A 25,772-nucleotide genomic window follows, 5' to 3' on the forward strand; every position below is an offset into this window, starting at 1 on the left:
CTTGCGACGCGCCGGAGCGGTCGTTATACTGCCCAGCTCTCCCGCATAACATTGGTACATGCCATGAAGGCCGGCATCCATCCCGAATACCGCGACGTCGTGTTCCAGGACGTCACCACGGAATTCCAGATCCTGACCCGCTCGACCCTTGGCAGCAAGGAATCGATCAAGTGGGAAGACGGTAACGAGTACCCGCTGATCAAGGTCGATATCTCCTCGGCCTCGCACCCGTTCTACACGGGCAAGCACAAGATCATGGATACCGGCGGCCGCGTGGACAAGTTCCGCAAGCGTTACGCGCAGAAGTAATCGCGCCGCAAGTGTTCCGCATGACGGCCGCCGAAAGGCGGCCGTTGTCGTTTCCGGAGCCGACGGAGCAAGGTTCGCCGAGGCATCGTTGCTCCGCGGACTACCCATTGCACGACCAAAGTCCGAGCGTTCGCTCCAGGTCGTTGTGCGATAATTCAGTGTCGCGGTAAACCCGCGGTTCCCTGTTTCCCCTCCTTGCCGCGGCCACCCCTGCGGCATGCCGACTGAGGAGTGCTTCGTGTCCGACAACAAGACTGGCCTTGACCAGGTCACCCTGGCCGCTGGCGACAAGAACATCGTCCTGCCCGTGCTGCACCCGACCCTGGGTGCGCCGTGCATCGACATCGCCAAGGTGCCGAAGGAAACCGGCTGCTTCACCTACGATGCGGGTTTCACCGCTACCGCCAGTTGCAAGTCGGCGATCACCTACATCGACGGCGATGCCGGCGTGCTGCTGTATCGCGGCTACCCGATCGAACAGCTGGCCGAGAAGTCGAGCTTCCTCGAAGTCGCCTATCTGCTCATGAACGGTGAACTGCCGACCACCGGCGAGTTCGAGAAGTTCGAGCACGAGGTGACGCATCACACGATGATGCATGAGGCCTTCAAGAGCTTCCTGGGCGGCTTCCGCCACGACGCGCACCCGATGGCGATGCTGACCGGCATGCTCGGTTCGCTGGCGAGCTTCTACCACAACGATCTCGACCTCGAGGACCCGGAGCAGCGGCGCATGACCGCGATCCGCCTGATCGCGAAGGTGCCGACGATCGCCGCGGCCTGCTACCGCCATTCGATCGGCTGGCCGATCCGCTATCCGCGCAACAACCTCGAATACACCACGCGCTTCCTGCACATGCTGAAGGAAGTGCCGAGCGAGCCGCTGGAACTCAGCCCGGTGGCCGCCAAGGCGATGGACCTGCTGTTCATCCTGCACGCCGACCACGAGCAGAACGCGTCGACCTCGACCGTGCGCCTGGTCGGTTCGACCGGTGCCAATCCGTATGTCAGCGTCGCCGCCGGCGTCGCCGCGTTGTGGGGCCCGGCGCATGGCGGTGCCAACGAAGCCGTGCTCAAGATGCTCGCCGAGATCGGCCGTCCGGAGAACGTCAAGTCGGCGATCGACAAGGCCAAGGACAAGGAGTCGGGCTTCCGCCTGATGGGCTTCGGCCACCGCGTCTACAAGAACTACGACCCGCGCGCCGCGCTGGTGCGCAAGATGACCCACGAGGTCCTGGGCCAGCTCGGCGTCAGCGACCCGCTGCTCGACGTGGCGATGAAACTCGAGGAGGCGGCTCTGCAGGACGAATACTTCGTGCAGCGCAAGCTCTACCCGAACGTCGACTTCTACTCGGGCATCATCTACAAGGCGCTCGGCATTCCGGTCGAGATGTTCACCGTGATGTTCGCCATCGCACGCACCGCCGGCTGGGTGTCGCATTGGCTGGAGCAGCAGGAAGACCCGGAGAACAAGATCGGCCGTCCGCGCCAGATCTACACCGGTTCGGCGAACCGCGATTACGTGGGCATCGACAAGCGCTGATCCTGCCGACGGTCCTGCCGGCACGTTCTGGCGGGTCGATGATTGCAACGAAGCCGCGGCCTGTCCGCGGCTTCGTCGCATGTGGGAGTGGCGATGGTCGTCCTGCGCTAGCCGGCCGACAGCACGGGCCGGCCCGCTCAGTCCGGCCCGCTCAGTCCGTCGCGTGTTGGGATTCGTAGCCGGCGATTTCCTCGTCGGCAAGCAGCTGTCGCAGCTGCGCTGCCGACGCGCGTCGCATCGGTTTCTCGTCGATTCCGGAAAGCGGGGCTTGGCGCAGCACGTCGTGCGGCAGCACGGTCAGGTCGAACGTGAAGTCCTCGGCACTGAACAGCCAGACCGGCAGGTCCAGGCTGCGCTCGCGATCCAGGCGTACGCGGCGGCTACGCGCTTCGGCCGGGACGTGGTGCTGTGCCAGGAACCGCGCGATCGCGTCAGGGTCGTCGCAGTGTAGGTGCAGGGCCACCGGGCTGCGACCGTCGGCCGTGCCTTCCAGCACCGGGCCGACGAGCCTAGGCGAGAACTCCGCAAAGAACTCCAGCGCCCGAAGCGCCGCCTCGCGGCGCAGGCGCAGGCCTTCCAGGTTGTCGCGCTGGAACAGGCGCTGGTACTCGCGCAGTGCCTCCTCGATCTCGCGATTCCGGGGCAGCGAAGCATCGTCGAAGATGCCCAGCCGCTGGGCGGCCTTGAGCTTTGCCTGGTGGAAGTCGCGGATGCCGCTTTCGGCCATCAGGCGCGCGGCCTCATGGGCGAGGCGATGGCGGCGTTCGCGGGTTCGGGCTAGTGCGTGCAGCTGGGCATGGTGCGGCATGACGTCCTCCGCGGCGGGCGCGTCGGCGGTGCCACCCGCCGGTGGCCGGTCGCGGGGACCGGCCACGCGAAGCTAGCACGGCTCAGAAGATATCGAACGATTGTTCCTGCTGGGCCGGGTCGGACTGTTCAGGACCGTAGTCGACGTAGCTTTCCATGCGCTCGAGGTCCTCGGCCTTGACCCATTCGCCAATGCCGCCTTCGCCGGTCGGGATGAGCGTGCCATTGCCAGTGACGGCGACCCTGACCATGCCTTCGGGCGGTTCATTGCCCGTGATCGGCTGGTCCTTGAGCGCGACGCGCATGTAGTCGATCCAGATCGGCAGCGCGGCCTTGCCGCCGTACTCGCGGTAGCCCAGCGACTTGTAGTTGTCGCGACCGACCCAGACGGTGGTCACGTACGGGCCACCGAAGCCGGAGAACCACGCGTCGCGGTGCTCGTTGGTCGAACCAGTCTTGCCACCGACGTCCTCGCGGCCGAGCACCTTGGCCGCCGTGCCGGTGCCGCGCTGCACCACGTCGCGCAGCATCGACACCAGCTGGTAGGCGATGCGGCCGTCGATCGCGCGAGGCGCGAGCACGGTGGTGGCCGGATCCAGCGGCGTGGCCGTGGGCCGGGGCTTGGACGCCTCGGCGGTGACCGGGCGCGCGGCGGGCGCGCCGGCGCCGGGGTCGTTACCCAGGTTGAAGCCGTCGACCACGGTCGAGCTGCGCGCCGCGGCGGCGGCACTGCCCGCGCCGGTGGGCGTGCATTGCGGGCAGGCGGTGGCGGGCTTTTCCTTGAACACCACGGCACCGTCGCGGTCCTTGACCTCGTCGATGAACCACGGGGTGATGCGGAAGCCGCCGTTGGCGAACACCGAGTAGCCGCGCGCGACCGACAGCGGAGTCAGCGAGGCGGTGCCCAGCGACATCGACAGGTTCGGGGGCAGGCTGGCCTCCTCGAAGCCGAAGTTGCTGATGTACTTGCGAGCGAAGTCGACGCCGATCGCATCGAGCAGGCGCACCGACACGAGATTGCGCGACTGCACCAGCGCCTCGCGAACGCGCATCGGACCGGCGAAGTTGCCGCTGTCGTTCTGAGGCCGCCAGAGATGGCCACGGCGATCCTTGAACACCACCGGGGCGTCGAGCACGATCGAAGCGGGGTTGAAGCCACGCTCGAATGCCGCCGAGTACAGGAAAGGCTTGAAGCTCGAGCCGGGCTGCCGGCGCGCCTGGGTGGCACGGTTGAACTTGTTGCCCGCGAAGCTGAAGCCGCCCGAGATCGCTCGCAGGGCGCCGTTGTGGGGTTCGAGCGACACCAGCGCCGCCTGTGCCTGCGGGATCTGCACCAGCTTGTAGCGGGCCTCGGACGCCGGCACCACGATGGCCACGGCCGGTGCGGCCTCGCCTTCCTTGGGCACGGCTTCCACGCGGCGAACACGCACGATGTCACCGCGCTTGACCAGGCTGGCCGGGCTGCGGCCACCGAAGCCATCGCCGTTGCCCAGTTCGATCTGGCTGCCATCGCCCAGGGCGAGGGTGGTGCGGGTGCCGTCGTTGCCCAGCACGATGGCCGGCAGCATGTCGGCCTGCGGCGGGTTGCCCCGCAGGTGCGCACTGGCGGCCTTGGCGTCGTCACCGGCGGCCAGGTCGATGTGCTTTTCGACCCCATGCCAGCCATGGCGAACGTCGTACACCTGCAGGCCATCACGCACGGCCTTGTCGGCCGCCACCTGCAGTGTCGGGTCGATGGTGGTGAAGACGTGGTAGCCCTTGGTCAGTGCTTCGGGACCGAAGCGCTCGATCATCTCCTGACGCACCATTTCGGCCACGTAGGGGGCGTACACCTCGACCGGGCGCTCGTGGGGGCTGGCGTGCATCGGCACGGCGCGCGCCGCGGCGGCCTCGGCGGGGGTGATGTAGCCCAGTCCGGCCATGCGCGCCAGGATGTAGTCGTCGCGGCGCTCCTTCGCGCGTTCCGGGTTGTTGAGCGGGTTGCCGCTGGAGGGGAACTTCGGAATGCCGGCCAGAGACGCCATTTCGTCCAGGCTCAACTCGCCCAGCTTCTTGCCATAGTAGAACTCGGCCGCGGCACCGACGCCGTAGGCGCGATTGCCGAAGAAGCTCTTGTTGAGATACAGCTCGAAGATGTCGTCCTTGCTGAGCTCGCGCTCCATCCGCAGCGCCAGCAGCATCTCCGCGAACTTGCGGGTGTAGCTGTACTCCGAGCTCAGGAAGAACTGGCGGGCCACCTGCTGGGTAATGGTCGATCCGCCCGGGACGCGCTTGCCGTCCGTGGTCGCCAGCAACCAGACCGCGCGGCCGATGCCCTTGAAGTCCAGTCCGTTGTGCTCGTAGAAGCGCGCGTCCTCGGCGGCGAGGAAAGCCTGCTTGAGCCGCGGCGGGACGTCCTCGATCTTGATGGGATAGCGACGCGTCTCGCCGAACAGCGCCATCAGGCGGCCGTCACGCGCATAGACGTACATAGGCTCCTGCATCTCGACGCTACGCAACGTCTCGACATCGGGCAGCTTGGGCGCGATCAGGTAATAGAGTGCGCCGATCGCGATGGCGCCGAGCAGGGCCAGGCCGATGATCGAATACAAGGCCCAGCGCAACAACCGACGAATACGTGGCATCGAAGCGGGTTCCGATTGCAGCTGAAGTGGGCGTGGAGTATAGATGACCGCGCCTAAAGGGCTGCATGCGTCCGGAAGCGAGGCAAGGTGGCGTTAGGGCTGGGGAAGGTGGAACGGGTCGGCATTTTCGAAAAGAAGTGGTTGCCACCCTGTAAAAAGTCCGTTATTTAAGGCGGGGCCACACTAATTGCTCGTAAGCGATTGTGGCATGGGGAGAAAATCGTGGGCGTGATCACAAAAAGCCAGTCGGCCTTGGTCGGCGTGGATATCAGTTCGACCGCAGTCAAGCTTTTGCAGCTCTCCCGGGCCGGCAACCGCTATCGCGTCGAACACTATGCGGTTGAGCCGCTGCCGCCGAATGCGGTAGTCGAGAAAAACATCGTCGAGGTCGAGGCCGTCGGCGAAGCCATCAAACGCGCGGTTTCGCGTTCGGGCACAAGGGCCAAGCACGCCGCTGCCGCGGTCGCTGGTTCGTCGGTCATCACCAAGGTGATCCCGATGGCCGCCGATCTCGAAGGCGACGAGCTCGAGGCCCAAGTGGAGCTGGAAGCCGTCAACTACGTGCCGTACCCGATCGAGGAAGTGAACCTCGATTTCGAGGTGCTCGGCCCGATGCCGAATAATCCAGAGTCCGTCCAGGTCCTGCTCGCCGCCTCGCGCGCCGAGAACGTGGAGCTGCGCTCTTCCGCGCTCGAGCTCGGCGGCCTGACCCCCAGGGTCATGGATGTCGAGGCGTTCGCGATCGAGAACGCGTTCGCGTTGCTGGCCGACCAGCTGACCAGCCCGCGTGACGGCATCGTCGCCCTGATCGACTCGGGCGCGACCATGACCACGCTCAACGTCCTGCGTAACGGTCGCAGTCTGTACAACCGCGAACAGGTGTTCGGCGGCAAGCAGCTCACCGACGAAGTGATGCGGCGCTACGGACTCAGCTACGAGGAAGCCGGACTGGCCAAGCGCCAGGGCGGTTTGCCGGAGAGCTACGAGGCCGAGGTGCTGGAGCCGTTCAAGGAGGCGATGGTCCAGCAGGTCAGTCGCCTGTTGCAGTTCTTCTACGCCGGCAGCGAGTTCAATCGAGTTGACCAGATCGTGATTGCGGGCGGTTGTGCCGCGATCCCGGGCATCGCGCAGATGGTCGAGGAGCAGCTCGGCGTGCCGACCATGATCGCCAATCCTCTGGCGCACATGACCCTCGGTCCGCGCGTGCAGGCGCACGCACTGGCTCAGGATGCGCCGGCCCTGATGATCGCTTGCGGCCTTGCCTTGAGGAGCTTCGACTGATGGCACGGATCAATCTGCTCCCATGGCGGGCTGAGCGGCGCAAGCAGCGCCAGAAGGAATTCGCGACGATGCTCGGCGCGTCGGCAATTGCCGCCGTCCTGGTTTCGTTCCTCATCATCAGCTTCTACAACGGCCAGATCAGCGGCCAGAACGATCGCAACGCGTACCTCACCGACCAGATCAAGCAGCTCGACACCCAGATTGCCGAGATCGAAGAACTCGACAAGAAGAAGGCCAAGCTGCTGGCCCGCAAGGAAGTCATCGAGCAGCTGCAGGCCAACCGCTCGCAGATGGTCCACCTGTTCGACTCGCTGGTCCGCACCATTCCCGATGGCGTGGTGCTGACCTCGATCAAGCAGGAAGCGGACATCCTGACGCTGGAAGGTCGGTCGCAGTCCAACGCACGCGTCAGTACGTACATGCGCAACCTCGAAAGCTCGGGCTGGATGACCAAGCCGGACCTGTCGATCATCGAGGCCAAGGGTGAGGACAAGGGCCTGCCGTATGTGTACGCCCTGAAGGTGAAGCTGGCCAACCCGAACGCGCCCAAGGACGAGAACGGCGACGGCATACCGGATGCGCCTGCCGCGCCGGTCGCCACGACCGACAACGCTCCGCTGGTTCCGGCCGATGGCACGGCACCGGTCGTTCCGGCCGGCACCACCGCGGCCCCGGCCAGCGGCACGGCACCGGCGGCGCCGGGCACCGCGCCAGCATCGGCCACCCCGACCGCACCCGCACCCGCAGCACCTGCGGCCCCGAAGCCGGAGCAGGCCTCCGCACCTGAAAAAGGAGCCGCCTCGTGAGCCAGAAGAAGATTTCGCTCAGGGACCTCGACTTCAATAACATCGGTGCCTGGCCGCGCCAGGCGAAGATCGGCTTCTGCGTGCTGATCGGTCTGCTGATCATCGGCCTGGCCTGGTACCTGTTCGTCGCCGACAAGCGTGTCGAGCTGGAAGGCCTCGAAAGTCAGGAAACCACGCTGCGCGAAGAGTTCGAGAAGAAGCAGGGTCGCGCCGCCAATCTCGAGCCGCTGAAACTGCAGCTCGTGCAGATGGAGCAGCAGCTGCAGCAGATGCTGCGCCAGCTGCCCAGCAAGACCGAAATGCCCGACCTGATCGTCGACATCTCGCAGACCGCCCTGGCTACCGGCATTGCCAACGAGTTGTTCCAGCCCGGTCCGGAGCAGCCCAAGGAGTTCTACGCCGAGAAGCCGATCGCGCTGCGCATGGTGGGTACCTATCACCAGTTCGGCGGTTTCGTCAGCGGCGTGGCGTCGCTGCCGCGCGTGGTCATCATGACGATGCACGACATCTCGCTGAAGCCGCGTGCCAAGGACGCTGCCGCAGGCATCACCCCGAACAGCCCGCTCGAACTGGCCGGTACGGTGAAGACCTACCGCTATCTCGACGAAGACGAAGTGGCTGAACAGCAGAAGGCGGATGCTACTGCGGGCAAGCCAGCCGCGCCCGCCCAGGGGGGGACCTGAGATGCATGACTTGACCGTACGCCGCGGGTTTCCACTCGCGCGCCCGCTCCTGGCGCTGTCGGTGCTGCTGGCGCTTGCCGGTTGCTCCCGCGGTGTCACCAGCACCCCGGGTGATGCGCCGAACCTCGAAACCTACGTCGCAGAGATCAAGGCCAAGCCGGCTCCACCGCTGGAATCGCTGCCGGTAATGCAGCAGTTCGAGACGTTCGAGTACGCCGCCTACGCCTTGCGCGATCCCTTCAGTCGCGCCTTCACCGATGACGGTGGCGGCGGTGGACCGCGTCCGGACTCGGCGCGTCGCAAGGAAACCCTCGAGCAGTTTCCGCTCGATAGCCTCGACATGGTTGGCACGCTCGGCCAGGGAAGTGGGGTAGTCGCGCTGGTCATGGCACCCGACAAGGTGACCTATCGAGTACGACCCGGTGCATACCTGGGACAGAGCGACGGTCGAGTGACCGCCGTCTCCGAGGATCGCATCGAATTGGTGGAACTGGTGCCGGATGGCGCGGGTGGCTGGCTGGAACGTCCGGCTACCGTCGCGTTAGAAGATAATTGATTGGGGGATAGCACGATGACCGTATTCAATGCCACACGATCGCGGCCTGCCCGGCGCCCCTTGCTGTTGCGCAACGGGAGCGTTGGGCTCCTGGTAGGCGCAATGGCAGCCATCAGCGCTGTCCACGCCGGTACGCCGGCGGGTTCGGCCGTCCACGCTTCGGCATTCGCGGCTCAGGTCGCGCCGGCTGCCAGTGTCGACCCCGCCAAGCAGGTGCCCGGCGCGATCTCCGTGTCGAACATCGACTTCAAGCGCGGCGACGGCGGTGCGGGCCGCCTGGTGCTCAAGTTCAGCGGCGAAGGTGCCGCGCCGGACCTGCGCAACCAGGGTTCCAAGGTCGTCATCAACGTGGGCAACGCCCAGTTGCCGGCGTCCCTGCAGCGACCGCTCAACGTCAGCGACTTCGCGACGCCGGTGCAGCAGATCGAGGCACGCGCCAGCGGTGGGGGTACCCAGCTGGTGCTCGACACCAGCGGCAACTACGAGTCGATGGCCTACCAGACCGGTAGCGAGTACATCGTCGAGATCCTGCCGCGCGCGGCAGCTCCGGCGGGTCGCGCGGTCGGCGCATCGGGCTCCAATGGCACCTCCGATGCGGTGGGCGGCACCAAGAGCTACAGCGGCCGTCCGGTCACGTTCAACTTCCAGGATGTGCCCGTCCGTACGGTGCTGCAGCTGGTGGCCGAGGAATCCAGCCTCAACGTCGTCGCTGCCGACACCGTTACCGGCAACGTCACCCTGCGCCTGATCAACGTGCCGTGGGACCAGGCACTCGACATCGTGCTGCAGGCCAAGGGCCTCGACAAGCGTCGCAGCGGTAACGTGATCTGGGTGGCGCCGCAGGCAGAGATCGCCAAGTACGAGCAGGACAGGGAAGACGCGCGCATCGCGATCGACAACCGCGTCGACCTCGTCACCGAGTACGTGCAGATCAACTACCACAACGCCACCGCGATCTTCAAAGCGTTGACCGAAGCCAAGGGCATCGGCGGCGGTGCGGGTGCCGGCACGGGCGGTAACGTCGACAGCGGCTTTCTTTCGCCGCGTGGTCGCCTCGTCGCCGACGAGCGCACCAACACCCTGATGATCAGCGACATCCCGAAGAAGATCACGCAGATGAAGGAGCTGATCCACGTGATCGACCGTCCGGTCGACCAGGTGGTCATCGAGGCCCGCGTGGTTGTCGCCAACGAGAGCTTCTCGCGTGAGCTTGGCGCCAAGTTTGGCCTGTCGGGCGTGACCAACAGTGGCAAGGCGTACTTCAACAGCACCGTTGCCAACAACGTCACGACGCAGAACTCCTTCGTCAACGCAGCCAACCAGAACAGGAACAACACTGGCGGACCGCGTGTACTGCCGGTGCTCACCCGGGGTCTGATGACCGACCTGGGCGTGGCGAATCCGGCTGGCTCGATCGCCCTGGCGATCCTCAACGCCGGCTACGCTCTCGACGTGGAGTTGTCGGCGTTGCAGGAAGAAGGTCGCGGCGAAGTCATCTCGAACCCGCGCATCGTCACCAGCAACCAGCGTGAAGCGATCATCAGCCAGGGCCGCGAGATTCCGTACCAGACGGTCGAGATCGCCAACGGTGTCGCCACCACCACGATCGAGTTCAAGCCGGTCGTGCTGGAGATGAAGGTCACCCCGACCATCACCAACGACGGCCGCGTGTTCCTCAACATGATCGTCAAGAAGGACGAGCTCGAGCGTACCGTCCAGGGCACCGGTGGTACCGAGCTTCCGCTGATCAGCACCCGTACGGTCAACACCGCGGTGCTCGTCGAGGACGGTCAGACGGTGGTTGTCGGCGGCGTGTACGAGTTCCGCAATGCCAGCGACGTCACCAAGGTGCCGTTCCTGGGTGACATCCCGTTCCTGGGCAATCTCTTCAAGAAGAAGGCCCGCTCGAACGACAAGGCTGAGCTGCTGATCATGGTCACGCCGAAGGTGCTCAAGGTCGCGCAACGCTGACCGACGCGCTTCAACGATCCAGCACGGGGGCCTTCGGGCCCCCGTGTCGTTTTGGCGGCCCCGTATTCCCTTTGTGCGCCGGCGGCCGGTTTCGCGCGTGGATTTGCGCTGAACGGCACACTTGGCCGCCGAACCTTGGCGGGGCACTTGGGTCAAACTCATTCGCCCGCAGACCTCGAGGCCGAGATGGACCAACCACGTATCGCGTCGCCGCACCTGCACGCAACGTTTGCGCGACTGCGCGAAGACCTCTCGTCCGAGATCGTCGGCCAGGCCGCGCTCGTCGAAAGGTTGCTGGTGGCCTTGCTGGCCGATGGCCACCTGCTGGTCGAGGGCGCGCCAGGCCTGGCCAAGACCACCGCGATCCGCGCGCTGGCGGCGCGCCTGCAAGCCGATTTCGCGCGCGTGCAGTTCACCCCCGACCTGCTGCCGGCGGACCTGACCGGCACCGAAGTCTGGCGCCCCCAGGACGGACGCTTCGAGTTCCAGCCCGGCCCGGTGTTTCATCCGATCCTGCTCGCCGACGAGATCAACCGGGCGCCGGCCAAGGTGCAATCGGCCCTGCTCGAGGCCATGGGCGAACGCCAGGTGACCGTCGGCCGCGCGACCTATCCGCTGCCGCCGCTGTTCCTGGTGATGGCCACGCAGAATCCCATCGAGCAGGAAGGCACCTTTCCGTTGCCGGAGGCCCAGCTCGACCGATTCCTGATGCACGTGCGCATCGGTTACCCGGAGGCCGCCGCGGAGGCGGAGATCCTGCGACTGGTGCGCGAGCGCGCACGCAACGCGATAGATGCCACGCCCGCCGCGGCGCTCGCGCGGATTCCGCTCGATGACGTGTTCGCCGCGCGTTCGGCGGTGCTGGCCTTGCACCTGGCGCCGGCCGTCGAGCGCTACCTGATCGAACTCGTGTTGGCATCGCGCGACGCCGCGCGGTATGACGCCGCGCTGGCGCGTCGCATTGCGTGGGGCGCGAGCCCGCGCGGGTCGATCGCGCTCGAGCGCTGCGCTCGCGCGCACGCCTGGCTGGCCGGGCGCGACTACGTGACCCCCGACGACGTCCGCGCGATCGCTCCGGACGTGCTGCGCCATCGCATCCTGCCCAGCTACGAGGCCACCGCCGAAGGGTGGGATGGCGACCGGCTGGTCGCCGAGTTGCTGGCCCGCGTGCCGTTACCGTGAGGGGAGTCATCGATGCGCGCCAGCACTGGCAATCGCATGACGTGGCGGCGGCCACCCACCATCGACGGTGCGGCGGTTGACTGCACCGCGTGGCCACGCTCGTTGCGACGACCGGGCGCCTCCGCGTGGCGAGGGGCTGTCCATCGGGCGCCATCGCGCTGCAGAGGCGACCGGCACCCAACGCGCCAGCAGGGTACCCGGGTTCGCGTGATCGGCATCCACGGCGCGCGCCACGATGGTCGATGACATCGCCAACACCCAGGGCATCGTGCCGACGCTGCCGGAGCTGGTCGCGTTGCGCGGCGCCGTTGCCGGACGGCGCGCGGCCCGGCTCGGTCGCCACGGCGTCGGCGGGCAGGCGCTGTCGCCGTTGCGTGGCCGCGGCATGGAGTACGCCGAGTCGCGCGAGTACGTTGCGGGCGACGACGCGCGGCATATCGACTGGCGCCTCACCGCGCGTACCGGTCGTGCCCACACCAAGCTCTACCAGGCCGAACGCGAGCGGCTCAGCCTGATCGTTGCCGACACGTCGCCGTCCCTCTACTTCGGCACGCGCGTGCGCTACAAATCCGTGCAGGCCGCGCGCGCCGGAGCCGTCGCCGCCTGGGCCGCGGCGCGCGATGGCGATCGCATCGCGGCGTTGCGCGGCAGCGTGCGCGAGCCACCCGTCACGCCGGCTTCGGGTGCACGCGGCGCCTTGCGCGTGCTCGACGCGCTGGTGCGGTGGTACCGCGGCCCGCCGCCCGACGACGCCGGCCTCGAGGTCGCGCTCGACCACGCCGCGCGCCTGCTCCGGCCCGGCTCGCGGCTGGTGGTGCTGGCCGACCCGGCATCGTTCGCGGCCGTGCCCGAACGGCGTTGGCCCACCCTGGCCCAGCACCACGAGGTGATCGTGCTGTTGCTGGTCGACCCGCTGGAACTCGCCCCGCCGACAGGGCGCCTGCCGTTTCACAGCGGCGGCCACCGCGTCGAACTCGATCTGGGCAGCGCCGCGCAGCGCCAACGCTGGCGCAACACGTTTGCCGCACCGGTCGACGCGGCGGTGCAGTCGCTGCCGTTGCGCGGCGTGCGCGTGCAGGCCTTGTCCACCGACGCCTCCAGCGAATCGTGGCTGCCCCTTCTCGGCCGCGCGCGGCCAATGGTGGCGTGATGGCTGCCGATACGCTGGTCCTGCGCGACATCCATCAACCGGCCGCGCCGCCGCTGTGGCCACCGGCGCCCGGGTGGTGGTTGCTGCTGGTGATTGGGTTGGCGGTGGTCGCGGTGCTGTGGTGGTGGCGCGCGCGCCAGCGTCGTCGACGCGAGCAACTGCTCGTGCTGTTCGATGCCAGCGTCGACGCCGCGCCGACACCGTCGGCGCAGGTCGCGGTCATCTCCGAACTGCTGCGCCGGGCCGCGCGCCGGCACGACCCGCGCGCTGACCGGTTGGACGGCGACGCGTGGCTGGCGCTGCTCGACGCCGGCGCCCGTCGGCCGGGGTTTGTCACCGGCCCCGGACGCCTGCTGCTGGATGGCGGTTATCGGCGCGATGTCGATCCGGTCGACGTCGAGGCCATGCGGGTCCTGGCGCGCGCGCGATTCCTCGAATGGATGGCGCGGCGATGAACGGCCTGGTCGCCACCTGGATCGACAGCACGCTTTCCCTGTTCGACGGAATCGCGCTGGCCTGGCCGTTGTGGTTGCTCGCGCTGCCGTTGCCGCTGCTCGCGCGCTGGCTGCTGCCGGCTGCGCGTGACAACGCCGCCGCGTTGCGGGTTCCGTGGGGGCAACGCCTCGACGCGATTGCCGCAGGTGGCGGGCGCAGCCTGCGCGGCGGTGGCGCGGGCGCGTTGGTGTGGCTGGCGTGGGCGCTGTTGTGCCTGGCCGCGGCGCGCCCGCAACAACTGGGCGAAGCGCAGCAGCCGCCGCAGACCGGTCGCGACCTGATGCTCGCGCTCGACCTGTCGCAGAGCATGGCCGAGGCCGACATGGAACTTGGCGGCCGCGTGGTCGACCGCCTCACCGCGGCCAAGGCCGTGCTCTCCGACTTCCTCGAACGGCGCGCGGGCGATCGTATCGGTCTGCTGGTATTCGGCGAGCGCGCCTACGCGCTGACGCCGTTGACGCTCGACCGCGCCAGCGTGCGCGAACAACTCGACGACAGCATCGTCGGGCTGGCGGGACAGGCGACCGCCATCGGCGATGGGATCGGCCTGGCCGTCAAGCGCCTGCACAACCAGCCCGCCGGCCAGCGCGTGCTGATCCTGCTGACCGACGGCGTCAACACCGCCGGCGCGCTCGATCCGCGCAAGGCCGCGGAACTGGCGCGGGAGAACGGCGTGCGCGTGCACACGATCGCGTTCGGCGGCGAAGGCGGCATCAACGTGTTTGGCATCCGCCTGCCGATGCCCGGTGGCGACGAGATCGACGAAACCGTGCTGCGCGCCATCGCCGAGGAAACCGGCGGTCACTTCTTCCGCGCACGCGACACCGGGCAACTGGCCGGCATCTACGCACAGATCGACCGCATCGAGCCCATCGAACGTCCGGCGCAGGCGGTGCGGCCGCGCCTGGAACGCTATCCCTGGCCGTTGGGCGCGGCGCTGCTGCTGGCACTGATCGCGTTCGCCCGGCCGCGGAGGCGCGCATGAGCACGCCGGGCATCGAGTGGCTGGGTCTGCACCTGCAGCGCCCACACTGGCTGTGGCTGCTGCTCGCGCTGCCGCTGCTGGCCTGGTGGTGGCGTCGTCGCCGTCGGCACGCCAACGCGTGGCGCACGCAGGTCGATCCGCACCTGCTGCCGCACCTGCTGGTGGCCGCAGGCGCGGCGCGCTCTGGGATCGCGCCGCTGCTCGCGGGCCTGGCCTGGCTGCTGGCGGTGCTGGCCATGGCGGGGCCCGGCTGGAGCCAGACCGAGCAACCGCTGTGGCGCGATCGAACCCCGCTGGTGGTCGCGCTCGACCTGTCCGGTGACGCCCTCGCTGCCGATCTGCCGCCGTCGCGACTGGCCCACGCGCGCGCCAAGCTGATGACGCTGCTTGACCGGCGCGACGGCGGCGACATCGCACTGGTGGTGTTTGCCGACGACGCCTACACGGTGGCCCCGCTGACCGATGATGCGGCCAACGTCGCCCTGTTTCTCGATGCGCTGGAGCCGGCGGTGATGCCGGTCGACGGCCAGCGGGTCGACCGGGCAATCGACTGGTCGGCGCGCCTGCTGCGTCGCGCCGGTGCCAAGGGCGGCGCCATCGTGTTGCTCACCGACCACGCCGACGCTGCGGCGCTCGCGGCCGCCGCGCGCGTGCGCGCCAGCGGCTTCGAGGTGTCTGTGCTGGCGCTGGGTCGGCAGGCAGCCGTGGCCTATCCGCGTGCCGACGGCTCGCTGGGCAGCAGCCGCTTCGATGCCGCATCGCTGCGCGCGCTGGCCGCGGCCGGTGGCGGTCGTTACGCGCCGATCGCCACGGACGCCTCGGACCTTCAGTCGCTGGGCATGCTCACCGCCGAGGCTGCCACGGGCACGGCGCGCGGCACCGGCGCCCTGACGTGGCAGGACCAGGGTTACTGGCTGCTGCCGCCGTTGCTGTTGCTGGGATTGTTCGCTTTCCGGCGTGGCGGCGTGGCGGTGGTGCTGCTGGCCTGCCTGTGGCTGCCGTGGCAGCCCGCCGCGGCCGCGGACTGGTGGCGGCGGCCCGACCAGGCGCAGCACGCGCGCATGCAGCAAGGTCACGATGCCTACCGCCGCGGCGACTTCGCGGGTGCCGCGGCGCTGTACAGCGGCGTCGAGGGCGCCGACGCGAACTACAACCGCGGTAATGCGCTGGCCAAGGCGGGGCAGTACCCACAGGCCATCGAAGCGTACCGGCGCGCACTGCAGCAGCAACCCCGGATGCCAGATGCCAGCGCAAACCTGCGCGCGGTGGAGGCGGCCGCCAAGCGTCAACGCCAGCAAGGGCAGGGGCAAGGCCAGAGTGGCCAGCAAGGCCAAGGCCAGCAGCAAGGTCAGCAGCAAGGTCAGCAGCAAGGCCAGCAGCAAGGTCAGCAGCAAGGTCAGCAGCAAGGTCAGCAGCAAGGTCAGCAGCAAGGTCAGCAGCAAGGCCAGCAGCAAGGCCAGCAACAAGGCCAGCAGCAGGGCCAGCAGCAGGGCCAGCCGCCGCAGCCGGGCAAGTCGTCGGGCCGACCCGAGCCGACCGCGCGGCAACGGTCCGGCACACCCGCAGGGCGGTCGGAAACGGAGCAGCCGTCTTCTGCCGGTGCCGGCGACAGCGCGGCCCAGCGGGCGGCCGACGCCGCGCAACGCGAACGCATGCAGCGAGCGTTGCGCGAAGGCGTGGCCGGTGACGCCAGCGACCGCGGCGACGGCCAGGCCGAGGCCACCGCCGGCAACCCGAAAGAAACACAAGCGCAGCGCGAGCGACGGCTGGCCAACGAGGCCTGGCTGCGGCGGGTGCCGGACGATCCCGGTGGCCTGCTGCGTGCCAAGTTCCGCGCCGAACAGCAACGCCGCCAGATGCGGGGCCAGGACCCATGAACGCGATACCACGACCGAACCGCTTCTGCTTGCTTGGCATCGGCCTGCTGATGTCGATGCTGGCTTCCATTGCGGGTGCGCAGACCCGCGCCTGGCTCGATCGCGATCGCATCGCCGCCGGCGAAACCGTCACGCTCAACATCGAGACCGATCAGTCCGCCACGCCCGACTACACACCGCTGCAAGCCCTGTTCGTGGTGAGCGGCAACAGCAGCCGGCGCAGCTACGTGAACGGCGTGCGCAGCAGCCTGTTCGCCGTCGCCCTCCGCCCGCGCCGCGAGGGCGTGCTGACCGTGCCGGTGCTGGCGGTTGGCAGCGCGCGTACGCAGCCGCTGGCGCTGGTGGTCGCCCCGGCCAGCGCGCAGCAACCGGCTCAGGCCAGCGGCGACGTGTTCATCCAGAGCGAAGCCGACGACAACGACCCCTACGTGCAGCAGGCGGTCGGCTGGGTGGTGCGGTTGTACTCGCTGGCGCCGCTGGTGTCGGGCGTGCTCGACCAGCCCAACCCGGAAGGCGCCTCGATGCAGCGTGTCGGCGACGACGCCCAGTACACGCGCGTGGTCAACGGCGAGCGCTACAACGTCGTCGAGCGCCGCTACCAGTTGATCCCCGAGCGGAGCGGCGCGTTGAGCATCCCCGGTGCGTCGTTCGAGGGGCGTGGCGCCGGCGGCTTCTTCGATGACCTGTTCGGCGATCGCGGCGGCGAGCTGCGCGCCAACGCCGCGCCGCGCACGTTGCAGGTGCGGGCGATCCCCGCCAATGCCCCGCAGCCCTGGCTGCCGCTGCACGACCTGCAGCTTCGCTATGTCACCACGCCGCAACAGTTGCAGGTCGGCGCGGATGCGACGGTGACCATCGAAGCCATCGCCGACGGTGTGACCTCGGCGCAGATGCCGGAACTGCAACTGCCGCCGATCGATGGCGTGCAGGTGTTCGCCGACCCGGTGAAGGCCGACGACAGTTTCGTCAACGGACGCCCGCGCGCGCGGCTGCAGCGGCGGTTTGCGCTGGTGCCGTCGCGCGCCGGCACCGTGCGCCTGCCCGAGACCCGCCTGGGCTGGTGGGACGTGCGCTCCGGCGCGGCGCGTTGGGCCACCCTGGCCGAGCAGTCCTGGCTGGCCACCGGATCGGCGGCGAATGCGACATCGGGCGCCACCGCGTCATCGGCCACGGGTCCGACCGCCGCACCGGTGGGCGTCGCCGGCATCGGGTCCGATGGTGTGGATGCCGAAGGCGCGCTGCCATCTCGCAACTTCTGGGCCCCGTTGGCGGTGCTGTTCGCGCTGCTGTGGCTGGGCACGCTGGTGTGGGCGCTGCAACGGCGGGCCGCCGCATCGACGTCGGGACGCCGTGGTCTGCCGCCGCGCGCGGACGCGCCGCCGGTCATGCCGCCTGCGCCGGGCCTGGCCGCGCTGCGACAGGTGCTCGACAGCGGCGATTTCGGCGAGGTCGCCGACGTGCTGTGCGCAATGGCCCGCCCGCCAGCGACCGATGTCGACGACGTGAGCGCGCGCCTGGACGATCCCGCGCAGCGCGCCGCGCTCGACGCACTGCAGCGCGCGCGATGGGCAGGAGGCGATGGTGTCGACGCGCGCCGACAGCTGCGCGCCGCATTCGCCAGCGGACCGCGCTGGCACCCAACCGTGCGGGTGGCCGCCGAGCCGCTGGCGCCGCTGTATCCACAACGACAAGGACGCTGACACGATGACAGGACGCCCACTGCTGGTCGCCGCCGCTGCACTGAACGCCATCGCGGCATTGCTGCACATCGGCTGCATTGTGTTCGGCGCGCCGTGGTACCGCTTTTTCGGCGCAGGCGAGGGCATGGCCCAATTGGCCGAGGCCGGCTCATGGCAGCCGACACTGATCACCTCATTGATCGTCGCCGTCCTGGCCACCTGGGCGCTTTACGCGCTGTCAGGAGCCGGTCTGGTGCGACGGCTTCCACTGCGCAGGACCGTGCTGTGCCTGGTCACCGCGGTCTACCTGCTGCGTGGACTGGTGGTGGTACCGATGGCGGCGTTCGCGCCAGCGTCGATGACTCCGTTCGTCCTGTGGAGTTCGGCGATCTGCGTGGCCGTCGGCCTGGTGCACCTGTTTGGCGTGCGTGGCGCGTGGTCGCAGCTGTGATCTGATCCTCCGGCGTCGGCGGCCGCCAGCGGCCGGGTGGGACCTCCGAGCGGAATACGCGCCCGCGGCCCGCGGAAGCGGCCGCACGGGCGTCGTTTGCTAAGCTCGCCGCCACCTTGCACGGAGCGACACGATGAGCGAAGCCACCCCCGCAACCGGCGCCACGCGGCCGAAACTGCCGCTGCACTGGAAGATGGCGATCGGCTTCCTCGCCGGCCTCGTGCTCGGCCTGCTGGTCTACGCCTCCGGGCTGGGCAAGCTGAGCAGCCTCCCGGCCGACAGCGCGGCCTGTCTCGGCGCCGCGGCGGAGCTGCCGTGGCAATGCACACCGTGGGTGAAACTGATCACCCAGTACGTCACCGACCCCATCGGTCAGCTGTTCCTGCGGCTGATCTTCATGCTGGTGATCCCGCTGCTGTTCTCGGCGCTGGTCATGGGTGTGTCGGAGATGGGCGACGTCCGTGCGTTCGGCCGGATCGGCTGGCGCACGCTCGGGCTGACGGTGGTGATGTCGGCCATCGCGGTGCTGATCGGCCTGGTGCTGGTCAACTGGCTGCAGCCCGGTGCGGGCATCGATCCGGTGCTCGCGCAGCAACTGCTGACCGAGAACGCCGAGCGCGCGCAAAGCATCGTCAGCGACAGCACCAAGTCGGCCAAGGGCCTGGGCATGCTGATGTCGATCGTGCCCGACAACGTGATCGGCGCCGCCGCCGACGGCACCATCCTGGCGGTGATGTTCTTTGCGTTGATGCTCGGCATCGGCATCGTGTTGACGCCGGGCAAGGCCACCGACACCCTGCGCAACGGCATCCAGGGCCTGTTCGACGTGTCGATGACACTGATCGGCCTGGTGATCCGGCTCGCGCCGTACGCGGTGTTCTGCTTCATGTTCAACCTGGCCGCGCTGTTCGGCTGGGACCTGCTGCTGAAGCTGGCCAATTACGTCGCGGTGGTGGTGCTGGCGTTGGCGCTGCACCTGTTCGTGGTGTACTCGCTGGCGCTGAAGTTCATTGGCGGACGTTCGCCGATGGCGTTCTTCCGCGGTGTGCAGGAAGCGATGGTGCTGGCGTTCTCGACCGCCTCCAGCAACGCCACGCTCCCCACCGCGCTGCGCGTGGCCGACGAGAAGCTAGGCCTGCCACGCCGCGTCTCGCGCTTCGTGCTGACCGTCGGCGCCACCGCCAACCAGAACGGCACGGCGCTGTTCGAGGGCGTCACGGTGATCTTCCTCGCCCAGTTCTTTGGTGTCGACCTGAGCCTGGGCCAGCAGGTGCTGGTGATGCTGGTGTGCATCCTGGGCGGCATCGGCACGGCCGGCGTGCCGTCGGGTTCGTTGCCGGTGGTGGCGATGATCTGCGCGATGGTCGGCGTGCGCCCGGAGGGCATCGGCCTGATCCTGGGCGTCAATCATTTCCTCGACATGTGCCGCACCACGCTCAACGTCACCGGCGACATCGCGATTGCGGCGATGGTGTCGCGCGGCGAGAGCGAGGCGTCCGCAGCCGCCCTGCCGGATCCGGCCGCGGACTGAGGCGTCCCCGAACCGACGGTCCCGACGCAACGGTCCCGCGGCCGCCGATGGCGCCGTGGGCACGTCCGGGCGCGGGCTTTCCGATGCCCGGTCTCGCGGCTCCGGTCTCGCAGCGCGCGGCTCACCCGGCGCCCGGTTCACGCAAAGCCTCGTTCAGCCAGATCGCCCGGAGCCGCTGCCACGGGGCGTCTTCCGGCGGGTGTGCACGGAAATGACGTCGGGCCGCGCGACACGGCGGCCCCCGGGATGGGACAATGCCGCGCCTGCCCGGCTGAGTCCTCGCCGCGGGCGCCGCCCTCCGCCGCCTCCCAGATGACCGCCACCCCATGACGACGCCCAGCCGCCGCGACCTCGCCAACGCCATCCGTTTCCTCGCCATCGATGCGGTGCAGGCCGCCAATTCCGGCCATCCCGGCATGCCGATGGGCATGGCGGATATTGCCGAAGTGCTGTGGAACGACTACCTCAGCCACAACCCCAACAACCCGAAGTGGTTCAACCGGGATCGCTTCATCCTGTCCAACGGCCACGGCTCGATGCTGCAGTACGCGCTACTGCACCTGGCCGGCTACGACCTGTCGATCGACGACCTGCGCATGTTCCGCCAGCTCGAATCCAGGACCCCCGGCCACCCGGAAAACTTCATGACGCCGGGCGTGGAAACCACCACCGGTCCGCTCGGCCAGGGCATCGCCAACGCCGTCGGCATGGCGCTGGCCGAGAAGCTGCTCGCACAGCGCTTCAACCGGCCGGAGCTGGAAGTCGTCGACCACCGCACCTGGGTGTTCCTGGGCGACGGCTGCCTGATGGAGGGCATCTCGCACGAAGCCGCGTCGCTGGCCGGCACCTGGGGCCTCAACAAGCTGATCGCGTTCTGGGACGACAACCACATCAGCATCGACGGCAACACCGACGGCTGGTTCACCGACAACACCCCCGCGCGTTTCGAGGCCTACGGCTGGAACGTGGTACGCGGTGTCGACGGCCATGACCCGGACGAGATCAAGACCGCGATCGAGACCGCGCTGAAGTCCACCGACAAGCCCACCCTGATCTGCTGCCGCACCACGATCGGTTTTGGCTCGCCCGCCAAGGCCGGCAAGGAATCCAGCCACGGCGCACCGCTTGGCAAGGACGAGGTGGTGGCCACGCGCGCGGCGCTGAACTGGCCGCACGCCGAGTTCGAGATTCCGCAGGCGATTCGCGATGGCTGGCGCGCCGGCAACGCCGGCCTGGTGCGCGAGGACCAGTGGAACACGCTGTTCGACCGCTATGCCGCGCAGTACCCGCAGCTGGCCGACGAGTTGATCCGCCGCTCGCGCGCCCAGTTGCCGGAAGGCTTCGTGGCCGACGCCGATGCCTACATCGCCAAGTTGCAGGCCGACGGCCCGGTGGTCGCCTCGCGCAAGGCATCGCAGATGGCGATCGAAGCCTTCGCGCCGCTGCTGCCCGAGCTCGTCGGCGGTTCGGCCGACCTGGCGCACTCCAACCTGACCCTGTGGAAGGGCAGCAAGTCGGTGGCCAGCGACGATCCGGACGCCAACTACATCTATTTCGGCGTGCGCGAGTTCGCGATGACCGCGATCAGCAACGGCCTGAACCTGCACGGCGGTTTCATCCCGTACGACGCTACCTTCCTGGTGTTCAGCGACTACGCGCGCAACGCCGTGCGCATGAGCGCACTGATGGGCGCGCAGGCGATCCACGTCTACACGCACGATTCGATCGGCCTGGGCGAAGACGGCCCGACCCATCAGCCGGTCGAGCACCTGGCGTCGCTGCGCTACATCCCCGACAACGACGTGTGGCGTCCGTGCGACGCGGTCGAATCGGCGGTCAGCTGGCGCGCCGCGATCCAGCGCCATGACGGCCCGAGCTGCCTGGTCTTCTCCCGCCAGAACCTGGCGCACCAGCCGCGCAGCGCGCAGCAGGTGCACGACATCGCGCGGGGCGGCTACGTGCTCAAGGACAGCGTCGGCACGCCGGAGATCATCCTGATCGCCACCGGCTCGGAAGTGTCGCTGGCCATGCAGGCCGCCGAGCAGCTGGGCGACAGGGTGCGTGTCGTGTCGATGCCGTCGACCGACGTGTTCGACCGCCAGGATCGTGCGTACCGCGAGGCGGTGCTGCCCAACGCCGTGCGCAAGCGCGTCGCCATCGAGGCGGGCGTGTCGGATTACTGGCGCAAGTACGTCGGTCTCGACGGCGCCGTGATCGGCATCGACAGCTTCGGCGCCAGCGCCCCGATCGAGCAGGTGATGCCGTTCTTCGGCTTCACCGTCGAGAAGGTGGTCGAGGCAGCAGCCGCGCTCTGATGCGCGTCGCCGGCTGGCAAGCCAGCCGGCGGCAAGCGGGCGGGGTTGGACCCAACCGCATTTGATCCAACCGATGTCGAAAGCAACGGGGCCCTCGCGGCCCCGTTGTGCATTCTGGCGTCGCGCGGAAGCGACTCGCCGCCCACGACTGCCGAGGCCAAGTCACTTGCCCCAGCGTGTGATGCCCGCGGCCGTCGGAGCGCCGCGGGTCCGTGCCTCACACCCGGAGGCGATGCCGGCGCGCGTCACGCGACGGCACCGCCCAAACCTTCATCGCGCGGCCGCTCTCACCGGCTCGGCGAACGGGCGGATGCCCATGGCCTGGTGGATCTCGCTCGGGTAGTAGGCGGTCTCGCCCTTCACCACCAGTGCCACCTTGCGGATATCGGCGATGTCGCGGGTCGGGTCGCCATCGATCAGGATCAGGTCGGCACGCTTGCCCGGTGTCACCGTGCCGCGGTCGTCGAGCGCGCGTGAGTAGGTCGCGGCATTCCATGTGGCGGTCTGCAGCGCCTCGCCGGGCGTCATGCCGGCCTGCACGTACAGCTCCAGTTCGCGCTGGAGGGTGAAGCCGGCCAGCTCGTCGGTGCCGGCGACGATCGGCACACCGGCCCGGTGCAGGCGCCCGACGAACTCGACCATCTTTTCGTAGGAACGCTCATAGCGCACCGCCGTGGCCTCGTCATTGATCTTCATTTGCGCACTACGGAAGCCCCGCTGGACGTCCGGCGGCATGTGCGCCGAGATCGATGCGTAGGCCGGCGACAGCTGGCCGGCACGCTGACGGATGAAATCGAACGTGGTCAGGGTGGGATCGATGACCGTCTTGCGACTGGCCAGCAGGGCGATGAAGTCCTGGACGGGCTTGCTGTCGAAATCCAGGTCCGCGATCTTTTCCGCGGGCAGGTAGAAGCGCTGCAACGTGCGCGTATCGGTCTTGTCGTCCACCAGGAAATTGAGCAGCACCTGGTTGATGTGCTGGATCTCGTCGTAGCCCTGTTCCACCACGTCCTGCGCGCGCATGGTGGCCGGCACGTGGCCGCTGACGCGCAGGCCCTTGGCGTGCGCGTACGCGGCCGTCTCGCGCAGGATGCCGCTGGGGAAGGAGTTGTAGATCTTGACCTGCACGTAGCCGTTGGCGGCGTACCAGTCGACGGCGCGCTTGGCTTCGTCGAGGGTCTTGATCACGAAGCCGTTGCGCGCCGACATCGGGCTTTCGCCTTCGATGAAGCCGGCCGGGACAATGCGCGTCGACAGCAGGCTGCCCGCCTTCTCCTCGGCGATGATCTTCTGCAGCGTGGCGTTGTCGTTGCCCATGTCGCGCACGGTCGTGACGCCGGCGGCGATGTTGAGCCCGCCGCTCCAACGGTCCACGTGCCCGTGCATGTCGAACAAGCCCGGCATCAGCACGCGACCGGCTGCGTCGATCTGGTTGTCGGGCGTGTTGCCCGCGTTGCTCACAGCGGCGCCCGCGGCAGACACCGAGACAATGCGGCCGCCCTGCAGCAGCACATCGGACGGCGCGCCCAAGGTCGCCTTCTCGCTGTCGAACACGCGCGCATTGCGGATGAGCGTCGTGCCGGCCAGCGGATGCGCGAGCTGCTTCTGCAGGTCCTCCAGCAAATCCACCTCGGCCTGCGTCTGGCGTGCTTCCAGTTGGGCGGCGCTGGCCTTCCACGGCTCTTCGATCAGCTGCATCCAGCCCGGGTAGATCAGGGCGAACAGGCGTGGCTGCGCGTCCGTGGTGGCCCACACGAACCGCGGCGTCAGGCCCACGCCGGTCACCGCCAGCAGCTGCACCTTGCGCGCCTGCTGGCCTTGGCCGAGGTCCATCTCCGCCAGCTTGCGCATGCTCAGCGTGCCGCTGGGGATCAGCGGCAGCTTGCCGTCGGCGTGCCGCGCCAGCGCGGCCAGCGCGACACCATCGCTGGCGGGCGAGCCGTTGAGCGGCGTGTACAGCGCGGTGCCGGTGACGGACTGCTCGCCGTGGTCGGACGTCGACTTCCACCAGACCCTGTCGCCATCGCGTCCGAAGGATTCGTCCACGGATGAGCCCAGCGTGGTGTTGCCCTGGACGTGGTAGCTGGTGAACGTGCCGTCGCTCGCCAATCGGAACGTTTCCTTCAGTTCCGGGCCGCGTCCGTTGTCCTTGAAGATGTAGTCGACGTGGGTGAGGCCGTCGTCATCCGTGGTCACGATCTGGTGGCCGGCCGACTTGCCGCCGTCGACCAGCGCCACGTAGCGGACGGTCTCTGCCGCAAGGGCGGGGCTGGCCAGCAGCATCGCCAGCGAGAGCGAAAGAATGCGTTTCATGTCGGACTCCGTGTCGTGATGCGTTGCCGCGCAATGCCGCGAATCCGGCGCGTGCGGGAGGAATTTGCTGCAGGGTGACACGGGAGCGGGGTGGCAAGGTGCCGCCGCCCCGAGTTGTCGCGCGCGGGGCTCAGTCCACCACCGAAAGCCCCGGCGGGGTATGAGTGATTTCAAACCGGATGCCGTCGGGGTCTTTCATGAACAGTGCCGTGGCGCCGCCCAGGTTCTGGATGTCGGGGACATCGAAACCCGCGCTTCGCATCGCCTCGCCCACGGCATGGACGTCTTCGACGCAGGGCACGCCAAACCCGAGATGGTTCATGCCGGCGCCGTAGCGCTCGTACGGCGAAGTGTCCGGCCGCGCCTGCAGAAACTGGAAGTGGAATCCGTCGTCGTCGGTCCACACGTGGTCGCGGAGCTTCCGGAACCCCACCAGGGGCAGCAGCTGCGCGTAGTACGGCATGCTGCGGTCGAGCGAACTCACCAGCAGGGTGATGTGGTCGGGCTTCATGGGCGGCGGGATTCCGGTGCCGGGTGGGGGCCTTGGGACCGAGGCAGGATCGCATAGTTCCCCTTCTGCCGATTCGCGGTGCCGGGCCGCAAACGCATGGGGCCAGGGCAGGCGGCGTGCTCCGGTGTGCGAACTCCGTGCGGACGAACGAACGGGCATCGCGACCCGGTCCGGTGCTGTCCTGAAGCCGGCTCGCCTCGACGATCGGCGTCGACAATCGGCCCCGACAATCGGCCCCGACGATCGGCGTCGCGGGCGGCGGCTTCCAGCGCGCGCCAGCGCCCGCGCGCATCTCCCGGTACGTCTCGGTGGCGTTGACCTGCGGGTGCACGTCTGGAGCTCGTCGCCGCTACAGGTCGAGCAGCGCGCCGACCGACTGCGTCAGTTCCTCCATCAGTTCCGGATCCATGTACTTGTATTCGTCCGGAATGCCGAGGACGTGGATCGCCTTGTGCTCGACCAGCCATGCGAACTGGGCGACGACGCGATCACGATGCTTGTTTTCCATTACGACAATCACGTCAGCCCACTGGACATCCGCCGCGCTGATCGGACGCCGCGCGTTCGGGCTGGTTCCGGCAGATCGTGCGCGCACCGCCGGGTGACGCTTCCACACCTGTTCCGCCGTCGGGCTGCGCCACTGGTTGCGGCTGCAGACAAACAGGACGTTGCGCACTTTCGTCGGTGCCTTCTTGTGTTCCTTCAT

General features: G+C 68.3%; 21 protein-coding genes. 16 read left to right on the forward strand and 5 right to left on the reverse strand.

Annotated features, from left to right (window positions below; all coding sequences use genetic code 11):
• Positions 1-63: 63 nt before the first annotated feature.
• On the forward strand, positions 64-309 hold the full coding sequence (locus tag EER27_RS00155) for a type B 50S ribosomal protein L31 (protein WP_123086019.1): 246 nt from the start codon (positions 64-66) through the stop codon (positions 307-309).
• 238 nt (positions 310-547) lie between these two features.
• Positions 548-1,849 (forward strand): citrate synthase, encoded by a 1,302-nt coding sequence (locus EER27_RS00160; protein ID WP_223807095.1) that lies wholly within the window; start codon positions 548-550, stop codon positions 1,847-1,849.
• A 151-nt stretch (positions 1,850-2,000) separates the two neighbouring features.
• On the opposite strand, the gene EER27_RS00165 is transcribed toward EER27_RS00160, so the two are convergent.
• Both EER27_RS00165 and EER27_RS00170 read right to left on the reverse strand, forming a co-directional pair.
• A complete protein-coding gene (locus EER27_RS00165; protein WP_123086623.1) occupies positions 2,001-2,657 on the reverse strand; it encodes a hypothetical protein in 657 nt (218 codons plus the stop codon).
• An 82-nt stretch (positions 2,658-2,739) separates the two neighbouring features.
• Positions 2,740-5,280, reverse strand: coding sequence for a penicillin-binding protein 1A (locus EER27_RS00170; RefSeq protein WP_123086021.1), 2,541 nt, complete (start codon positions 5,278-5,280; stop codon positions 2,740-2,742).
• 222 nt (positions 5,281-5,502) lie between these two features.
• On the opposite strand from EER27_RS00170, the gene EER27_RS00175 reads away from it, so the two are divergent.
• The 14 genes from EER27_RS00175 (at position 5,503) to tkt (ending at position 22,242) form a co-directional block, all read left to right on the forward strand.
• Positions 5,503-6,561, forward strand: coding sequence for a pilus assembly protein PilM (locus EER27_RS00175; protein WP_123086022.1), 1,059 nt, complete (start codon positions 5,503-5,505; stop codon positions 6,559-6,561).
• Positions 6,561-7,367: a PilN domain-containing protein gene (locus EER27_RS00180; RefSeq protein ID WP_123086023.1), complete on the forward strand. Its 807-nt coding sequence runs from the start codon at positions 6,561-6,563 to the stop codon at positions 7,365-7,367. Before EER27_RS00175 ends, EER27_RS00180 begins: the two co-directional genes overlap by 1 nt.
• Positions 7,364-8,050, forward strand: coding sequence for a type IV pilus inner membrane component PilO (locus EER27_RS00185; protein ID WP_123086024.1), 687 nt, complete (start codon positions 7,364-7,366; stop codon positions 8,048-8,050). Before EER27_RS00180 ends, EER27_RS00185 begins: the two co-directional genes overlap by 4 nt.
• A 1-nt stretch (position 8,051) precedes the next feature.
• Complete coding sequence (locus EER27_RS00190; RefSeq protein ID WP_123086025.1) at positions 8,052-8,606, forward strand: pilus assembly protein PilP; 555 nt, start codon at positions 8,052-8,054, stop codon at positions 8,604-8,606.
• A gap of 15 nt (positions 8,607-8,621) precedes the next feature.
• Positions 8,622-10,577, forward strand: a complete 1,956-nt coding sequence (locus EER27_RS00195; protein WP_123086026.1) for a type IV pilus secretin PilQ — start codon at positions 8,622-8,624, stop codon at positions 10,575-10,577.
• A 186-nt stretch (positions 10,578-10,763) separates the two neighbouring features.
• On the forward strand, positions 10,764-11,759 hold the full coding sequence (locus EER27_RS00200) for an AAA family ATPase (protein ID WP_123086027.1): 996 nt from the start codon (positions 10,764-10,766) through the stop codon (positions 11,757-11,759).
• 235 nt (positions 11,760-11,994) lie between these two features.
• On the forward strand, positions 11,995-12,909 hold the full coding sequence (locus EER27_RS00205) for a DUF58 domain-containing protein (protein WP_123086028.1): 915 nt from the start codon (positions 11,995-11,997) through the stop codon (positions 12,907-12,909).
• Positions 12,909-13,364, forward strand: a complete 456-nt coding sequence (locus EER27_RS00210; protein WP_123086029.1) for a DUF4381 domain-containing protein — start codon at positions 12,909-12,911, stop codon at positions 13,362-13,364. The genes EER27_RS00205 and EER27_RS00210 overlap by 1 nt, the downstream gene beginning before the upstream one ends.
• The gene (locus tag EER27_RS00215) at positions 13,361-14,389 is read left to right on the forward strand and encodes a vWA domain-containing protein (RefSeq protein WP_123086624.1); all 1,029 of its coding nucleotides are present in this window, start codon (positions 13,361-13,363) and stop codon (positions 14,387-14,389) included. The genes EER27_RS00210 and EER27_RS00215 overlap by 4 nt, the downstream gene beginning before the upstream one ends.
• Positions 14,386-16,266 (forward strand): tetratricopeptide repeat protein, encoded by a 1,881-nt coding sequence (locus EER27_RS00220; protein WP_123086030.1) that lies wholly within the window; start codon positions 14,386-14,388, stop codon positions 16,264-16,266. The genes EER27_RS00215 and EER27_RS00220 overlap by 4 nt, the downstream gene beginning before the upstream one ends.
• Positions 16,263-17,966 carry a BatD family protein gene (locus EER27_RS00225; RefSeq protein WP_223807096.1) on the forward strand — a complete coding sequence of 568 codons (1,704 nt, stop codon included), beginning with the start codon at positions 16,263-16,265 and terminating at the stop codon, positions 17,964-17,966. The genes EER27_RS00220 and EER27_RS00225 overlap by 4 nt, the downstream gene beginning before the upstream one ends.
• 4 nt (positions 17,967-17,970) lie before the next feature.
• Positions 17,971-18,396: a hypothetical protein gene (locus EER27_RS00230; protein ID WP_123086031.1), complete on the forward strand. Its 426-nt coding sequence runs from the start codon at positions 17,971-17,973 to the stop codon at positions 18,394-18,396.
• Positions 18,397-18,529: 133 nt separating this feature from the next.
• Positions 18,530-19,927, forward strand: coding sequence for a dicarboxylate/amino acid:cation symporter (locus EER27_RS00235; RefSeq protein ID WP_123086032.1), 1,398 nt, complete (start codon positions 18,530-18,532; stop codon positions 19,925-19,927).
• Positions 19,928-20,253: 326 nt separating this feature from the next.
• Positions 20,254-22,242 carry a transketolase gene (tkt, locus tag EER27_RS00240; RefSeq protein WP_123086033.1) on the forward strand — a complete coding sequence of 663 codons (1,989 nt, stop codon included), beginning with the start codon at positions 20,254-20,256 and terminating at the stop codon, positions 22,240-22,242.
• 270 nt (positions 22,243-22,512) lie between these two features.
• Here tkt and EER27_RS00245 read toward each other — a convergent pair whose 3' ends face one another.
• From EER27_RS00245 to EER27_RS00255, 3 genes are all read right to left on the reverse strand, one after another.
• A complete protein-coding gene (locus tag EER27_RS00245) occupies positions 22,513-24,555 on the reverse strand; it encodes an amidohydrolase family protein (RefSeq protein ID WP_123086034.1) in 2,043 nt (680 codons plus the stop codon).
• A 130-nt stretch (positions 24,556-24,685) separates the two neighbouring features.
• Positions 24,686-25,066: a VOC family protein gene (locus tag EER27_RS00250; protein WP_123086035.1), complete on the reverse strand. Its 381-nt coding sequence runs from the start codon at positions 25,064-25,066 to the stop codon at positions 24,686-24,688.
• Positions 25,067-25,415: 349 nt separating this feature from the next.
• Positions 25,416-25,772, reverse strand: coding sequence for a low molecular weight protein tyrosine phosphatase family protein (locus tag EER27_RS00255; protein ID WP_223807097.1), 357 nt, complete (start codon positions 25,770-25,772; stop codon positions 25,416-25,418).

The organism is Montanilutibacter psychrotolerans (genome assembly GCF_003719825.1).
Taxonomy (GTDB): domain Bacteria; phylum Pseudomonadota; class Gammaproteobacteria; order Xanthomonadales; family Xanthomonadaceae; genus Montanilutibacter; species Montanilutibacter psychrotolerans.

Coding starts and splice junctions, on each gene's coding strand:
- EER27_RS00155 (WP_123086019.1), top strand. CDS start 64: ATGAAGGCCGGCATCCATCCCGAATACCGCGACGTCGTGTTCCAGGAC.
- EER27_RS00165 (WP_123086623.1), bottom strand. CDS start 2,657: ATGCCGCACCATGCCCAGCTGCACGCACTAGCCCGAACCCGCGAACGC.
- EER27_RS00170 (WP_123086021.1), bottom strand. CDS start 5,280: ATGCCACGTATTCGTCGGTTGTTGCGCTGGGCCTTGTATTCGATCATC.
- EER27_RS00180 (WP_123086023.1), top strand. CDS start 6,561: ATGGCACGGATCAATCTGCTCCCATGGCGGGCTGAGCGGCGCAAGCAG.
- EER27_RS00190 (WP_123086025.1), top strand. CDS start 8,052: ATGCATGACTTGACCGTACGCCGCGGGTTTCCACTCGCGCGCCCGCTC.
- EER27_RS00195 (WP_123086026.1), top strand. CDS start 8,622: ATGACCGTATTCAATGCCACACGATCGCGGCCTGCCCGGCGCCCCTTG.
- EER27_RS00200 (WP_123086027.1), top strand. CDS start 10,764: ATGGACCAACCACGTATCGCGTCGCCGCACCTGCACGCAACGTTTGCG.
- EER27_RS00205 (WP_123086028.1), top strand. CDS start 11,995: ATGGTCGATGACATCGCCAACACCCAGGGCATCGTGCCGACGCTGCCG.
- EER27_RS00210 (WP_123086029.1), top strand. CDS start 12,909: ATGGCTGCCGATACGCTGGTCCTGCGCGACATCCATCAACCGGCCGCG.
- EER27_RS00215 (WP_123086624.1), top strand. CDS start 13,361: ATGAACGGCCTGGTCGCCACCTGGATCGACAGCACGCTTTCCCTGTTC.
- EER27_RS00220 (WP_123086030.1), top strand. CDS start 14,386: ATGAGCACGCCGGGCATCGAGTGGCTGGGTCTGCACCTGCAGCGCCCA.
- EER27_RS00225 (WP_223807096.1), top strand. CDS start 16,263: ATGAACGCGATACCACGACCGAACCGCTTCTGCTTGCTTGGCATCGGC.
- EER27_RS00230 (WP_123086031.1), top strand. CDS start 17,971: ATGACAGGACGCCCACTGCTGGTCGCCGCCGCTGCACTGAACGCCATC.
- EER27_RS00235 (WP_123086032.1), top strand. CDS start 18,530: ATGAGCGAAGCCACCCCCGCAACCGGCGCCACGCGGCCGAAACTGCCG.
- tkt (WP_123086033.1), top strand. CDS start 20,254: ATGACGACGCCCAGCCGCCGCGACCTCGCCAACGCCATCCGTTTCCTC.
- EER27_RS00245 (WP_123086034.1), bottom strand. CDS start 24,555: ATGAAACGCATTCTTTCGCTCTCGCTGGCGATGCTGCTGGCCAGCCCC.
- EER27_RS00250 (WP_123086035.1), bottom strand. CDS start 25,066: ATGAAGCCCGACCACATCACCCTGCTGGTGAGTTCGCTCGACCGCAGC.
- EER27_RS00255 (WP_223807097.1), bottom strand. CDS start 25,772: ATGAAGGAACACAAGAAGGCACCGACGAAAGTGCGCAACGTCCTGTTT.